The sequence below is a fragment of the Alteromonas pelagimontana genome (genome assembly GCF_002499975.2).
GTDB classification, from domain to species: domain Bacteria; phylum Pseudomonadota; class Gammaproteobacteria; order Enterobacterales; family Alteromonadaceae; genus Alteromonas; species Alteromonas pelagimontana.
On record NZ_CP052766.1, the window covers coordinates 35,028 to 50,061 of the forward strand.

The following is a 15,034-nucleotide window of genomic DNA, read 5'->3' on the forward strand; positions in this document are numbered from 1 at the left end:
ATCAGCGACTTCCTACGCCATACCATCAAGAGACGATCAGTTCTACCTAGCGTAAACCTTTCTAACTTTCCCAACATTATAAAAAATCCGCAGATTTGCTTTTATTAGGTAAGCGATCAATTTAGACCGTCTTTCTCAAGAACCGTTTTCCCCTAAAATAGTTGTCATAGATTTCATAACAGGAGCAATCATCTATGGCCAATAAAAAACGTAACGCAGAACAATGGCAGCAGGTAATCGAACAACAGGTAAATAGCGGGCTGACGGTGAGTGAGTTCTGCACTCAGCATAAGCTCACCGCTGCCAGTTTTTATTTATGGCGCAAAAAGTTAAGCGGTACAGACAGGTCGGCGTCTTTAAAACAAAATGAGTGGCTAGCTTTTGATATGCCAGCTTCCGCAAGTCCTGATACACCGTGGCAAATTGAGCTGGCATTGCCCGGTGGTGTGGTGCTGCGGATGAACCGGCCAGCCTGATGTTACCGTTATCCAATGGTCGCATCTGGTTATATACGGGTAACACTGATATGCGCAAACAGTTTGATGGCTTGGCAGCACTGGTGCAAGGCCAGTTAGGAATGCAGGCGCATTGCGGTGACTGGTTTGTGTTCATCAATCAGCGCCGTACACAGATAAAGGTGTTGTACTACCATCAGGGCGGCTTCTGTTTGTGGAGTAAACGTCTGGAAAAAGGCACCTTTGCCAAAGTGGCTGGCGGCGAAGAGAAAATGGCGCTTAACAGCGCGCAATTACAGTGTTTAATTGATGGTATTTACTGGCAAAAAGACAAACAAAACAGGCGATTTAATTAGCTGATTTTGTTATAATTTGCGCCATGAAAACGACTTCTGTCAGTCATTTATCCCCATGCTGAGATTGATGCCACTTTCGCTCGTCAAAGTGAGGAAATTGCACAATTAAAACAGCAATTGGACTGGTTTAAACGCCAGTTGTTCGGGCGTAAGTCGGAGAAGGTGCTGCCGGATAATCCGGCTCAGAGTAGTTTGTTTGCCTCTGCAACACCAGATGAAGTCCTTGCTGTTGCCAATCCCGTTAACGCCCACACCCGCTCATCAAAGAAGCAGCGTAACGATGCGGATAGGTATGATGAAGGCTTGCGCTTTGATGAGACGGTACCGCAACAGATAATTGAACGCCCTGCACCTGAGCTACAGGGGCCGGATGCGGACCAGTACGAAATAGTGGATATCAAGGAAACCCTCGTCTGGCTCAGCAGCCGGGCAGTTATGTGGTACTGGTGTATCGTCGTCCGGTGGTACGTCATAAACCCACGCAAACCTTAAAAGACACGCCTGCACCTGCCAATGTGCTGGAAGGCTGCTATTGTGATGTCTCGTTGCTGGCCGGACTGATGGTCGACAAAGCGGTGTACCATTTACCGCTGCACCGGCAACACCAACGCATGCTGGATAGTGGCATTAAGGTAAGCCGGGCTACTCTTATCAACTGGCTCCAAAAAGGCATTGAACTGCTTCGTCCCATTGCTAAAGCCCAGTGGCAGCACATTCTGCTAAGTAAAATTCTCGCGATGGATGAAGTCCCCATCAAAGCCGGACGCACTAAAGGCGGGGGCAGAAAACCCAGTCAAATGAAACAGACCTACTTCTGGCCTATGTATGGGGACAGTGATGAAGTGGCCTTTACCTGGAGCAACAGCCGAGGCATGCTGCATGCCAAAGCCCAGCTACAGGATTTTACTGGTACCTTACTGACCGATGGCTATGCTGCCTATACCAAAACCGTTGAACAATTAAACCAACAAGACGCACACATCATCCACGCCGCCTGTTGGGCGCACATGCGCCGCACCTTTGAAAAAGCGCTGGACAGTGAGCCACAAACAGCACAACAGGCACTGGATATCATCGCCGCGATTTACCGGCATGAAAAACATATCCGGGAGAAACAACTGAGCCTGGAAGACATCCACACCTACCGGCAACAACACAGTGAGCCGGTAGTGAATGACTTCTTCCGCTGGATCTTTCAGCAGCGGCAACGCACCGACTTATTGCCTAAATCGCCTCTAGCGAAAGCCTTAGCCTATACCCATGAACGGGAAACCCAATTAAAGGTGTTTCTCTGTAATCCTGCATTACCCCTGGATACCAATCACCTGGAACGGGCACTGCGCGTTATCCCCATGGGCAGAAAAAACTACCTGTTCTGCTGGTCTGAAATCGGTGCAGAGCAACTGGGCATATTACAAAGCCTGATGGTGACCTGCCGTCTTCAGGGGGTGAATCCGTATCACTATCTTGTGGATGTATTGCAACGCGTGGCATTACACCCGGCAAAAGAGGTGCTCGACCTGACACCGCGAATATGGAAAGAGAAGTTCGCTAAGAATTTTTTAACCAGCGATTTAGCTACAATGGGGTGATCTGGGTCTATATTGATCGCTTACTTTATTAGCTTGAAATAATTTCGATGGTTCTTAAGACCACCGCCCACCTCAAAATGTTGATTCAACTATGCCACTTGCACCATCGGTTCATTGAGAGGGCGCTACGCTCAACAGCTTCGCCACACGAGAGCGAGCATACCCTTTGGCTAATCGACAACAACCGCACTAGCTCTACAATTGAAACGTTTATCTTTACTAAGTTGAACGATTTTTCAAATCGGCGTCGTTCAGGTCGTTCTAACAACCACATTCTGTTCATGCTCAGTGCGATTTCGCTAATTTCTGTCTGACGTCCCATCTGCTCGCAGACGTCACACTGAGTTCCGCTCATTGCCTATGAACACTGTCTTTATCCTCATTGTTAGTGATTGCCTACGAATTACAATTTGATACATGAAAACAGTTCTGACTATCTTGCTCTTTCCTTACCATGAGCCACCATCAATACCATAAAGAGCAAAATCAAACCGTGAAAAAAATAATATTCGCTTTTATTTCAGCTTCGTTGGCTAGCTTCCACGCTTCTGCCACTGTCGTTGAAATTCGTACTAATATGGGAAGCATCAGTGTTAACCTTTTTGATCAGGATACCCCTGAAACCGTTGAGAACTTCCTGGAATACGTCAATTCAGGTGGATATGCCAATAATGTAGTTCACCGTCTGGAACCCGGTTTTGTCGTTCAGGCTGGTGGATTTACCTATAACAACGAGCTGCCTCTGGATACTATCGCTACGGGAACGCCAGTTACAAATGAGCCTGAGTTTTCCAATGTCCGCGGCACAATTGCTATGGCAAAACAGGCAGAAAACCCTGACAGTGCCACGTCACAATGGTTTATCAACCTGGGTGACAATAGCCAGAATTTGGATGCACAAAATGGCGGTTTTACCGTTTTTGGCCAGGTCATTGGTGAAGGAATGAGCATTATAGATGAAATCAGCGAGTTGCCTCGATTTAACTTGGGTGGCGCTGCGAATTCAATACCGCTTATTGATTTTAGCGCTGATGATGCGAAAAACGGGAAAGAGCCAACCGAAGAAAATTTTGTATTGATTACGGATATCGTAGTGACAGATTCAGCGACGGTTACCAATCCTGATTTAAACCCTACCCCCAATACCCAGATTAACAATGACGATGGAGACACCCCAGCTCCGCCGTCTAGTGGAGGCTCTTCTGGCGGCTCAATGAATCCGCTGGCGTTAATTTTTATGGCAGTTTCAGCGGTTGTGTTTAGACGTAAATTAAATCGTTAGGGTCTCAGAGGAAAGGTTGGTAACCCTTACCAACCTCCTCTCTTAAGAACCCACGAAAGTCTCGTTAATCTGCCTCCAATAGCCTACCGAGCAAAACCGGAAAATTCTAATTTGAAGCTGTGTCATTAACGGGAAAGTGGACAGAGTGAGCACACATCATTGCGGATTAGTATTACCAGTAATTACTGACATTGACGTCGATGGCTTTCAGGTTACTGGCAAACAGCGGGTTGTTATTACTGATGTTGCCATTGGTATGTAGATAACTACCCGCAGCCAAGTACTGTAATCAAGTGGGTTAGATGCATTAACGTTTAGACCGGCGGTGCATTCTGCCCTTTCGCTACAGCTTGCCTTATAATTGTCTTAACTGAAGGGAACAAGTTAAAGATCGTAGAGACAAGCGCCTGCTCTTTGGTTAAGGTCATTCCATAGGTATAATCGAGATTCTTCCATTTTTCTCCAGTACCGCAAACTTTATCTGATCTATGGACTCGAGGCCTTGACTGTCGCGGGAAGCGAGCAGAATTTCATCGGTTTCCACGGAGGCTTTTTTCATCCGTTCAGAAAGCTCTTTGCCATTTTCAACCAAAATAATCGGCGTCCCATCAATAATGCGCTCTGCGGTGGGTGAGCGTTCCTTCCACGCGCCTAAAATGTAGTCTATGCTAAAAAGCGTGACTATAGTAAGCATTGCGCCAGTCATTGAATGATCATTGGTAAGCAGCGCCTGCTGCGTTGCTTCGCCCACAATAAGAAGTAAAATAAAGTCGAAGGAAGTCATTTGCATCAAAGTACGTCTTCCCACCAGCCTCATAACTACTAATACCAGGTACATACCCGCAGCGCGTAGAACCGTTTCCATCACTCTCTCCTGTCAAGGATAAATCCATTGGGTAAAGGTCATCGATTCATAATTGTTTACCTGAATGCTCATTTCGCTCCGTCCGGCTGACTTAGGTGTTAGACCCATCCAGATGCTGTGGCCGGGACTTAATTTCCCCGCATAGGTTTGCGACTTAACAGGCTGCGGATATAACGATTCAATTTCAAAGTTATTCATAGCGCTTTTTCCAAGCGTCACAGTAAAATGTTCGTTAGATACTTTTCTTACCCGTATCGTCATATCCATTGGCGTTCGATCACGACCAAATTTTTCATATTCCACCTCGACTGAGCCATCTGCAGCACTGAGAGTTTTATTACTGAGGAAGCCTCGTGAAAATGCTCCGCAAGCTCCAAGAATCACTTTAGAAACAATAGGAAGGTTTCGTTGCGCTGATCCTCTCTCTATTTTACCAGCGCATATGTTCTTCAATCGGATGGCCGCGGCTCTCCATTTCAGATGTAGGTTTTTCTGTCATACCTTCCTCACCTTAAAAATAGATTGTAGCTCCTGTAGGTGGAGCTCGCTGAGCACTGGATAGAAAACCCGCTCCCTTCTGAAATGGTTGATTTGTTCTAGTTTAAGAAGCGTTGGACTTATCTGGCTGTGAAGGCATGACATATTTCATGTCCACGGCAGGTGCTAAGGTTTTTGGAACAGTGAGAACACCAATTTGAGGAGCAAACGATATTACGCCTTTCCCGAAGTAGCGACAGTAGTTTGGACAATACTGCGGTAAACTTCCTGCCCAAGCCTATGAGGCTGAAGATCGACAAACGTGATCAATCTAGCAGTCGAAATCACCTTTTTAAATATAGCTGCAGTTTGAACCTTTGTGAGTAATTGTCGGTTGAGCATCAATAGCGCCTATTCACGTAGGACGAAGATCACGCATCATGATGCCGTCCTAGATCACGGAAGGAAACAGTGTGATCTTCTATAGAAGTACCAGTAAAAGAAGGATATTGATCAACTGTATCTTGTCATCTGTTCAGGCTTGCTTTATGAGCACTTGCTAAACTAAGCGGCTAAATAAACGTGACTTGCTCGCCGGTGATTTTTAATATCGTATAAAACACCTCATGTTAAAGCTAACCGTGTAGCAGCATCATAGGCTGAAATTTGATCCCGTCAGCAGGGCTAAGCTAAAAGCGAAAACGACTTAAAGTTAATCCTTCCGTTGAGGTAGTCACTCCTGACGAAAGGTGGGGTAAGAGCAATGATGTGTGCTCACTTAACGCAAGAAATAGCCGCGCCCGTAGGGAGATAGAAGAACCCCAGTTTATGGGAAAGAGTTGAGAAGTAGCAGAAGCAAGCGATCGTAACGCTGGAAAAACATTGTGCGCGATGAATGGATTCAGAAACACCAGAAATGTCAGAGAATATATCAAGATTATTCAGTGTGACCGCATCACAACCCCTAGGCAGTTGGAAACAGGTTAATGAATTGAATATATAGAGGATAAATGGTGCCCGGGGCCGGACTTGAACCGGCACGCTGTTACCAGCGAGGGATTTTAAATCCCTTGTGTCTACCAATTTCACCACCCGGGCAAGGGTATGTCGTTAGACATCGGTGTCAGGTTGGTACCTGTTCTAACTGCGAGGCAGTTAATATGGAGGCGGAACCCGGAGTCGAACCGAGATCCACGGATTTGCAATCCGCTGCATAGCCATTCTGCCATTCCGCCAATTTGGAGCGGGAAACGAGATTCGAACTCGCGACCCCAACCTTGGCAAGGTTGTGCTCTACCACTGAGCTATTCCCGCATAACTTTTTAAACCGCTGGTAATTTTATTGTCGTCACCTTGCCAGATGGCAATCACTTCGTGACGAGGCAATGTGCTCTACCACTGAGCTATTCCCGCATAACACTTTTTAATGATACAACTTCAGTAATATTACCCCCCATCAACCTGCCAAGGATCTTGGCAACCGGTTCCCGGCGAGGTATGCACACTACCACTGAGCTATTCACGATTATTCTCTACGGCTAAACATCTTGTTACTTGCCGCTTCAAATGTGGGGTGCATTCTACCTACCCCACCTCAACTGTCAATACAAAAAATGCCTAATTTATCGGTAAACTCTTCATTTTATGATTGTTTGCTATTTTTTTATTCACATTGATTATTGAACAATCAATTAATAATCCTGCGGATAACTTTTCATGTGCTGCCATGCCGCATTGGTGTAAATAAGCATCGACCATAATGATAATACTGCAGCGATATATAAGAGTATATAACCCAGTGTCACCCAATAAATAGGAAAGCCCATAAACGTTTCCAGTCCAGATAACAATCCGATAAGTGCCAACATTTGAGCCATTGTCTTGGCCTTTCCCACAAATGACACTTTTACTTTATTGCTTGATCCCCGCTGTCCCATCCACTCGCGCAACGCCGAAACATAAATTTCCCTTACCAGCAGAATAATCGCCGGCACGGTTATCCATAAAGAGCCGTAAGAATGCGTAATCATCAACAACGCCGCCGCAACAATAAGTTTATCTGCTACTGGATCAAGAAAGGCGCCAAAAGGCGTCGTCTGCTTGAGCTTTCTGGCTAAGTAACCGTCAAACCAATCGGTAATTGCTGCCAACCAGAATATGAACGCTCCTGCTTCCTTGGCCCAGCGCCAGTCGAGAAAATACACAACGACAAATACAGGGATAAGAAGCACCCTGAACATGGTGATAATATTGGGAACTGTCCACATAATAACTTCTCTGTTCTAACAACTGCAGTTAGTTGTTCTTAAATTTTCACCCACGTCCATGTCTGCCGATATTAATGATGCAGATGGTCGTAAATAGTTTCGGCTAAATCGCTGCTGATGCCGGGCACACTGGCAATTTCGTCTTTACTGGCACGTTTTAGGCCTTGGAGCCCTCCCATAAACTTCAGTAACGTCTGTCGACGCTTAGCGCCTATTCCGGGAATTCCTTCGAGCGTCGACGTCGTTTTTACCTTTTGCCGCCGATTACGGTGACCTGTAATGGCAAAACGATGCGATTCATCCCTTATATGCTGGATCAGGTGCAGTCCGGGAGCATGGCTTTCCATAGGAATCGTTTCATGAGACCCCGCAAGAATGAGCGTTTCCAGTCCAGGCTTACGTGTGGTTCCCTTCGCCACGCCAATTAACATCGGCTTTTTATCTTCCGGCCACTCTTCAAAAAAGTTCTCAGCCTGCGTTAACTGCCCTTTGCCGCCATCAATAAAAAGGATGTCAGGTATCTTACTGACTTCTTTTACATTTTTATAGCGTCGCTTCAGCGCCTGTGCCATCGCCGCATAGTCATCACCGGGAGTGATCCCTTCGATATTATAACGGCGATAGTCACTTTTCAGGGGGCCCTCGCGGTTAAACACTACACAAGATGCGACTGTTTGTTGGCCTGAAGTATGGCTAATATCAAAGCATTCCATACGTTGAATAGGTTGATCGCGTTCAAGTGTGGCTTCTAGATCCAGAAATCGTGCATAAACGGATTTTTGCTGGCTGTATTGAGCGTCGAGCGCGTTTTCTGCGTTGGTCTGCGCCAATTGCAAATATTTGCGTTTTTCTTCTCTGGCGCCACGGAAAAACTTCACTTTGTAATTGGCTTCACTACTCAACAGTTCTGCTATCGCATCTTCATCAGACAAGGGGCGAGGCAATACAATCTGTTTCGGGATCACCTTGTTTCCAGCCAAATAAAACTGCAGAAAAAAAGATTCGAAGATCTCGTCTTCGTTGGCGGTTGATGGCACCTTGGGAAAAAACGCTTTACTGCCTAGCAATTGACTATCGCGGATAAACATAACTTGTATGCACGCCATATTTCCCCGTAATGCAAAGCCAAAGACATCCATTTCGTCCTGCGTACCCGCCACCCACTGACGTTCCTGCACTTTTCGCAGAGCGTTTATTTGATCACGATACCGCCCCGCCGCTTCAAAATTTAACGCTTCGCTGGCTTTCTCCATTCGTTCAACCAGCGTACCAATGACCTGCTGATTTTTACCTTTTAGAAACAACGTAGCGAGTTTCACTTGCTCAGCATATTCTTCATCTGTGACGTGACCTTTTACACAGGGCGCGCTACAACGTTCCATCTGATACTGTAAGCAAGGCCGGCTTCGGGCGCGATAATAGCTGTCTTCACACTGCCTGACCGGAAAGATTTTCTGCATGGAACGCAGGCTTTCCCGCACCGCCCAGGCACTGGGATAAGGTCCAAAATACTCGCCCTTTTTCTTTTGCGGTCCACGATGAAAAGCCAGGCGAGGATGCTCATGAGCAGAAAGAAAAATAAAAGGATAGGATTTATCATCCCGCAGCAATACGTTATAGCGGGGCTTATACTTCTTGATGAAATTGTTTTCGAGCAGGAACGCTTCCGTTTCGCTATTGACAACGGTGATATCCATATTGGCAATTTGGCTTACCAGCGAACGGGTTTTAGCGTTATCTACCTGCATTCTGAAGTAGCTGGATACACGCTTTTTTAGATTTTTTGCTTTCCCCACATAAATAACATCACCCTGCGCGTTATACATTCGATAAACGCCGGGTTGATTAGTGAGATTTTTTAAAAAATCTGCTGCGTCAAAATCAGACATTCAGGCCTTACAATAAGTTGGGATCAATCAATTTATGACGCAGCGCCAGATGGGTTAATTCTACGTCTGTCGTCACCCCTAGCTTTTCAAACATACGATACCGATAAGTATTTACAGTTTTTGCGTTTATGCTTAATTCAGTGGCAATTTCCGGCACCTTTTGCCCACGGGTGAGGCGCATGGCAATGTTCAGTTCTCTGCTGGATAAGATGTCAAAAGGATTGTCTCGGTCAGGCGCCAATTTACTAATGGCAATGCTTTGAGCAATCTCTGGGGCGAGATATTTCTGACCAGCAGCAACTTTATATATAGCCCGAATCATTTCATCTGGTTCAGCATCTTTGGTTAAAAAGCCAAATCCACCCATCTGCATAACCTGGGAAGGTATCGGATGTTCTTTATGCATTGATAAACAAATTACCCGAGTATTTTCCGCCATCCGGACAATCTTTTTAGTGGCTTCCAATCCTCCCATACCGGGCATATTGACATCCATAAGTACGACGTCGGGGGCATTTTTCCGACAAAACTGTACTGCTTCTTCTCCGTTTTTGGCTTCGGCAACGACGGAAAAATCATTTATATCGTCAAGGATACGTCGAATCCCTGTTCTGACCAATTCATGGTCATCTGCCAGGATAATCTTAATCACGTTTAGGCTCACCGAATCTTTATTTATTAGGAACAGGTCTAACCTGCAAATCCATAATACCACGTAAAAATGAGTAGTGAAGAGCTTTCACTAAGCAGTTTACTAACTGCTGAAAGAGTAACCACTTACGTTTTACGCCTTGCAACATCAATAACCAAGTCCGAAGGAAACTCTTGAACGGCTAAAACCAAGGTATAAGTTAAATTAGCAAATGAATTGAAGTAATAGAGAAAAGATAGTCTGGCTGCATAACTATATTTTTTGTGCCATACGTGTAATACGTTTACTGGCCGCTTCCAACAGCGAAGGCGAAGTGGCAAGATTCATTCGAAAACAACAAGGAGCGCCGTATTCTTTGCCTGATGTTAATGCAACACCAGCAGCAAGTAGTGCTGTCTCTATTTGATAGTGGGTTTTATCTAGTGCAGTAAAATCCAACCATGCAAAATAAGTGGCATCTCCTATGTGTACCTGCAAGCCTTTGGGGGAAGACCGAAAACAGTTTGCTACCATCGCGCGGTTTTCCCGTAGCCATGCCTTTACCTTTGCCAGCCATGGCTCGCCATGACGATACGCCGCATTTAACGCTACACAGGATAAAGCTCCTGCCTCGCCATGTACTGACGATATACGTTGATGGAACGCTCCTCGTAAACCTGAATTCGGAATGATGGCGTATGCAGCGCCTGGAATTGCTGCCAAATTAAATGACTTAGCGCAGCTATTTAGAACAATGGTGATATTTTGCGCGTGCTCACCCAACGCGAGCACACTTTTAAAGGATCGTTGATTAAAAATGAAATCACTATGAACTTCATCAGCAATAACAAGAATATTGTGCTTTACGCAAAAACTCACCAGGCTTTGCAGGTCTGTTTCAGGCCAAACACTGCCTGTGGGATTATTAGGGTTGCACAGCAATAACATTTTCGCATCAGGGTTAAGCTTTTCGATATCGATGGCGAACCCGCTGTTTGTCGGCACTAACGGTATTTCATGAATCGTGCGACCACACTGGGAGATAAGAGAATAAAACGGGCTGTACACCGGAGAGAGAAGCATTATCTTGTCGTCTATCTGTGTAAACGTAGTAATAGCAGTGCGGATCCCCATAAGTACGCTAGACAAGCTGGTGATCCATTCCCGTTCCAACGCCTCGCCTTTACTTTGATGCCAAAGGCAGACCGCCTCAGTTATATCAATATCGACATAGCCCACGATATTCGCCTGCAAAAAATTGGTAATGGCGTCAACAATTTCACGCGCAATCGCGATATCCATGTCAGCAATCCACAGCGGTATTACATTGTCATTGCTGATGCCAAACTTATTTTTTAAACCATCAAACTTAACTGCGCCTGTTCCCTTGCGCGGCAGGACTTTCACTAACTTGTTCGCTCAAACACGTGAAACTCTGAAAAAGTGTGTTGGTGTTTTCGCTTCGTTTCTCGAATAACAAACGGAATTTCGGTAGGTTCACCAATACGTTTAAAATTATCTGATAACGCTTTTTCAAGTGCTTCGGAAGAGGTTAATGTCTCGCCGTTTTCATCTTTGTAACCTCCCAGCCACTCATTTCGCTCAGTATATTCTGGCAACCACGTGAAAGGCGAAGCAACAATAAGAATGCCGCCTATATTGAGGCGCTGTGTTACCGATGCCAATAGCTGCCGCGGGCTGTACACCCGGTCAATAAGGTTGCCCATAAAGATAAGATCATAATCGGTAAATTGCGCTTTTAAATTGCAGGCATCACCTTGTGCAAAGGCAACTTTGTTGCGCACCTCATATAAACTCAAGGCCGCTAAGCGCTGACTGTGAAAAGAGGTTAACTCGCCTTCTTCTATTAGATGATAGCGGATTTCCCCGCGCTCTTGCATGTCAAAAGCAGTTTTTATAAATCTCGCCGAAAAATCAACCCCATCGACATGGGCGAACTCTTTGGCCAGCTCAAAAGTTGCTCTGCCCACTGCGCAGCCTAAATCAAGCGCCTTTCTTTTAACTTTGCCTTGCATCTGCTGTAAGCAGAACGCTGCTGAGGCTTTAGAAAAATTCGGAACATTAAAGTACTCTTTTCCATAATGCATTTCGCAATATTGTGATACCTGAGTATCGCTTTCGTAGTCAAAGTCGTTCACGTTTATATTGATATCCGATTGTATGTAGCGAAAACCGCAATGTTGATAGAAGTGACGGCGAAATGCATAGCGACTGTCTCGCGTCGCTTCGTTACCGGTGGAGATCCAGGATCCCCCTTTCATCAGGTTGTGCTTGTTATCAAACGTGGGCGTTGTAAAGTCGTCGTACAGCGGGTGCACTTTAAAACCTTCCATGGGAAATATAGGCGTCTCCGTCCATTGCCAGACATTTCCGGCAACATCAAAAAAATCTCCGTGACGATTTATATTAACTGGTTCTGAGGAAGCTGCCTTGGCAAGATTGATGTTAAGCCCTTTATGGTAAAGCGTGTCGTCCAGGCCAGCCTCATCCCGCAGACGCAGCCATTCATTTTCTGTCGGCAGCCTGAGATTATGGCCGGTCATTCTGCTCTTCCAGTTACAAAATGCTTTGGCTTCATGATAGTTAACATCTACTGGCCAGTTCATGGGTAGTGGTATTATCTGACTCAGGGCGCGATATTCATATCCATCCTTCGACTTTTGCCAAAAAACAGGCTTGGTAGCTTGGGTAAAAGCTAACCATGAGGCGCCTTCCTCTTCCCATAGCTCAGGTTGCTGGTAGCCACCTTGCGCGACAAACTCTAAAAATTCACCGTTGCTAACCAGATACTTTGATGCTTTAAATCCAGCAACGAAGGCGGCTTGATGACCATATTCGTTATCCCAGCCATAGTATTGCGCATGAAAAGGTTTACCTGATTTTACGTCGCCTGCGGCGACAGGAATTAGTTCGTTGGTGACCCTATCGCCGACATTTTTACTTGGAGCCCAAGCGGATTTCGGTTTGATGTGCTTGATGGGAAGCTGGCGAATAAGTACCGACGACGTTTCCAAATGGATCCGTTCATGCTCTATCGCCATGAGTACAGGCCACATCGGACTGTCCCATTCAATGGGCAAGGTAAATATCATGGTTTCTATAAGATCTGAAACAACCTGGCGAACGTCGGCACGATAGTCTTTAACGTCAGCAACACTCGGCCAATCGTAATGTTCATCATTGAGATCGTCCCAACTCATTTCATCCACGCCAATAGCGAACAAAGACTCAAGCTGAGGGTTTACCCGATCTTTAAGCTGCTTCGCCAGAACCAGTTTATTGATGAAAAAAGTGGCGGTATGCCCGAAGTAGAAAATAAGAGGATGACGAAGTTTTTCAGGACGCTGATAGTAAGCTTGTTCGTCGGTCAGCAGACTATATAAACTTTCGTAAGTATCAAAAGAATGGTGAAAATATGCCAAAATCTCTTTTCGCTTATCTTCCACGTTGCCCTTTTGTAAATGTGGAGTGTGTATGATTTCCATTGCCCATCCTTAAAAATTTTTGCATCACCTATCCTCAATATCAAAATTACTAGAAGATGGAAGCGAAAAGCTATCAAGCACTTATTTAATCAGGTACAACAATCGAAAATCAATGGCTTCACTCAATGAAGGTGGAGGAGAAAGCCGATCACAACAAGAACGTGCGTGCCAATAGAAGTTTTTCGACATAAAAAACCGAAAAGAATAACGCGCCATAAAAAAAAGCCTAAACTTGCGTTTAGGCTTTTTTTAAGAATGTGGCGGAGAGCGAGGGATTCGAACCCCCGGAAGGTTTGACCCTTCGCTTGATTTCAAGTCAAGTGCATTAAACCGAGCTCTGCCAGCTCTCCGGCGAGTGATGCGTATCTTAATGAATTTTTTTCCGCTGTAAAGGGTTATATGAGAAAAAAATTCCGACTGCGGATCTTTTGTTCTATATGAGTAGCTTTTGAACAAAAAGCAGCATAAAAAAGCGCATTTTAAAAATAGTGTGATTTTCCTTAGTTGTTCTGAGCGAAAACACTTGAAAAGCGGAACCAAAAGCCATACAAATGGACTAACTAAATAGTTAACCGTTTTGGTCAATACTATCCTGTTGGAGGAAACAATGGATCAACGTTCAATGTATGCTGGTGCATCTCGATCGTCAGTACTGGAAACTAACAAGGTATTGCGTAATACGTATATGTTGTTAGCGATGACACTGGCATTTAGTGCCGTGTGTGCAGGTATCGCCATGGCAGTAGGTATTTCCCCTATCATGTCATTGGTTATGACGATTGGTGCGTTTATTACACTTTTTGTTGTACAGAAGAAAGCTGACTCTGCGTCTGGTTTATTCTGGGTGTTCTTATTTACCGGGTTAATGGGCGCGTCATTAGGTTATACCCTTAACTTCTATCTAGGTGTTGCTGGTCCTGGTCTTATTATGCAGGCGCTAGGTGCTACGGCATTAGTCTTCTTTGCGCTTTCAGGTTATGTGCTTACCACGAAGAAAGATTTCTCTTTTATGGGTGGTTTTTTGATGGTTGGACTAATGGTGGTTATTGTTGCTGCAATCGCTAATATATTTTTCGCGGTTCCGGCAGTAAGTTTAGCCATAAGTGCTGCCATCGTGTTCATAATGTCTGGGCTAATATTGTTTGATACCAGCCGCATTATCCATGGTGGTGAAACTAACTATATTCGCGCAACAGTATCGCTCTATCTGAATATATACAATCTTTTCACTGCCATCCTGCACTTGCTGGGTGCATTTGGTGGCGACGACTAACCGACAGGTTTACGGAGAAAACACCCCGTCTACGGGGTGTTTTTTTATTTATGGCTACGTATTCAGTTTTAGTGACAACCTCTCCTTTTGACTCATCAAATGCACGGCGAGCTATAAGTTTTTGCACCAGTGCTATTGAATTAGGCGACAAGATACAGCAGATTTTTTTCTATCAGGCCGGGGTTTATCACGCTAACGCTCTTATCAATCCTACTAACGATGAGTATAACCCTTACTTTCAGTGGTGTGAAATTCATCAATCTGCGGCCACTCGCTTGTGGGTTTGTGTTACTGCGGCGGCTAAACGAGGAATTATGAGCAAGCATGAAGCCGCTATTGCTGAAAAGACTCAGCACAATGTGGTGTTTCCTTTTGAACAGGTAGGCTTGGGTGAGTTTTTTACCGAATTACACCAGTGCGACCGATTGGTGCAGTTTTAAT

Annotated in this window: 14 protein-coding genes and 4 tRNA genes; 7 read left to right on the plus strand and 11 right to left on the minus strand. The window is 45.2% G+C overall.

The window, feature by feature from the left end; genetic code table 11:
• The first annotated feature begins 194 nt into the window (after window positions 1-194).
• From tnpA to CA267_RS00185, 5 genes are all read left to right on the plus strand, one after another.
• A complete protein-coding gene (gene tnpA / locus CA267_RS00170; RefSeq protein ID WP_075609340.1) occupies window positions 195-476 on the plus strand; it encodes an IS66 family insertion sequence element accessory protein TnpA in 282 nt (93 codons plus the stop codon).
• Complete coding sequence (tnpB, locus tag CA267_RS00175; RefSeq protein WP_075609339.1) at window positions 476-811, plus strand: IS66 family insertion sequence element accessory protein TnpB; 336 nt, start codon at window positions 476-478, stop codon at window positions 809-811. The genes tnpA and tnpB overlap by 1 nt, the downstream gene beginning before the upstream one ends.
• A gap of 117 nt (window positions 812-928) precedes the next feature.
• A complete protein-coding gene (locus tag CA267_RS18955; protein ID WP_232367577.1) occupies window positions 929-1,303 on the plus strand; it encodes a transposase in 375 nt (124 codons plus the stop codon).
• Window positions 1,225-2,403, plus strand: coding sequence for an IS66 family transposase (gene tnpC, locus CA267_RS00180; protein ID WP_232367662.1), 1,179 nt, complete (start codon window positions 1,225-1,227; stop codon window positions 2,401-2,403). Before CA267_RS18955 ends, tnpC begins: the two co-directional genes overlap by 79 nt.
• A 493-nt stretch (window positions 2,404-2,896) precedes the next feature.
• Window positions 2,897-3,685, plus strand: a complete 789-nt coding sequence (locus CA267_RS00185; protein ID WP_232367578.1) for a peptidylprolyl isomerase — start codon at window positions 2,897-2,899, stop codon at window positions 3,683-3,685.
• A gap of 424 nt (window positions 3,686-4,109) precedes the next feature.
• On the opposite strand, the gene CA267_RS00190 is transcribed toward CA267_RS00185, so the two are convergent.
• The 11 genes from CA267_RS00190 to CA267_RS00240 form a co-directional block, all read right to left on the minus strand.
• Window positions 4,110-4,550, minus strand: coding sequence for a DUF421 domain-containing protein (locus tag CA267_RS00190; protein ID WP_075609337.1), 441 nt, complete (start codon window positions 4,548-4,550; stop codon window positions 4,110-4,112).
• A gap of 12 nt (window positions 4,551-4,562) precedes the next feature.
• Entirely contained in the window at window positions 4,563-5,003 is a 441-nt protein-coding gene (locus tag CA267_RS00195) for a hypothetical protein (RefSeq protein ID WP_139316240.1), read from the minus strand.
• A gap of 1,035 nt (window positions 5,004-6,038) precedes the next feature.
• Window positions 6,039-6,125, minus strand: a tRNA-Leu gene (locus tag CA267_RS00200).
• Window positions 6,126-6,188: 63 nt separating this feature from the next.
• A tRNA-Cys gene (locus CA267_RS00205) sits at window positions 6,189-6,262 on the minus strand.
• Window positions 6,263-6,266: 4 nt separating this feature from the next.
• Window positions 6,267-6,341, minus strand: a tRNA-Gly gene (locus CA267_RS00210).
• A 377-nt stretch (window positions 6,342-6,718) separates the two neighbouring features.
• Window positions 6,719-7,294 (minus strand): CDP-diacylglycerol--glycerol-3-phosphate 3-phosphatidyltransferase, encoded by a 576-nt coding sequence (gene pgsA, locus CA267_RS00215; RefSeq protein WP_075609336.1) that lies wholly within the window; start codon window positions 7,292-7,294, stop codon window positions 6,719-6,721.
• A gap of 71 nt (window positions 7,295-7,365) precedes the next feature.
• On the minus strand, window positions 7,366-9,183 hold the full coding sequence (uvrC, locus tag CA267_RS00220) for an excinuclease ABC subunit UvrC (RefSeq protein ID WP_075609335.1): 1,818 nt from the start codon (window positions 9,181-9,183) through the stop codon (window positions 7,366-7,368).
• 7 nt (window positions 9,184-9,190) lie between these two features.
• On the minus strand, window positions 9,191-9,835 hold the full coding sequence (uvrY, locus tag CA267_RS00225) for a UvrY/SirA/GacA family response regulator transcription factor (RefSeq protein ID WP_075609334.1): 645 nt from the start codon (window positions 9,833-9,835) through the stop codon (window positions 9,191-9,193).
• Window positions 9,836-10,087: 252 nt separating this feature from the next.
• Window positions 10,088-11,221 carry a MalY/PatB family protein gene (locus CA267_RS00230; protein ID WP_075609333.1) on the minus strand — a complete coding sequence of 378 codons (1,134 nt, stop codon included), beginning with the start codon at window positions 11,219-11,221 and terminating at the stop codon, window positions 10,088-10,090.
• A complete protein-coding gene (ovoA, locus tag CA267_RS00235; RefSeq protein WP_097349202.1) occupies window positions 11,221-13,320 on the minus strand; it encodes a 5-histidylcysteine sulfoxide synthase in 2,100 nt (699 codons plus the stop codon). The genes CA267_RS00230 and ovoA overlap by 1 nt, the downstream gene beginning before the upstream one ends.
• Before the next feature lie 258 nt (window positions 13,321-13,578).
• Window positions 13,579-13,670: transfer RNA gene (locus CA267_RS00240), tRNA-Ser, on the minus strand.
• 257 nt (window positions 13,671-13,927) lie between these two features.
• Between CA267_RS00240 and CA267_RS00245 the strand changes: the two genes are divergently transcribed.
• Both CA267_RS00245 and tusD read left to right on the plus strand, forming a co-directional pair.
• Entirely contained in the window at window positions 13,928-14,593 is a 666-nt protein-coding gene (locus CA267_RS00245; RefSeq protein ID WP_075609332.1) for a Bax inhibitor-1/YccA family protein, read from the plus strand.
• A 50-nt stretch (window positions 14,594-14,643) separates the two neighbouring features.
• Window positions 14,644-15,033 carry a sulfurtransferase complex subunit TusD gene (gene tusD, locus CA267_RS00250; protein WP_075609331.1) on the plus strand — a complete coding sequence of 130 codons (390 nt, stop codon included), beginning with the start codon at window positions 14,644-14,646 and terminating at the stop codon, window positions 15,031-15,033.
• Window position 15,034: the final 1 nt, after the last annotated feature.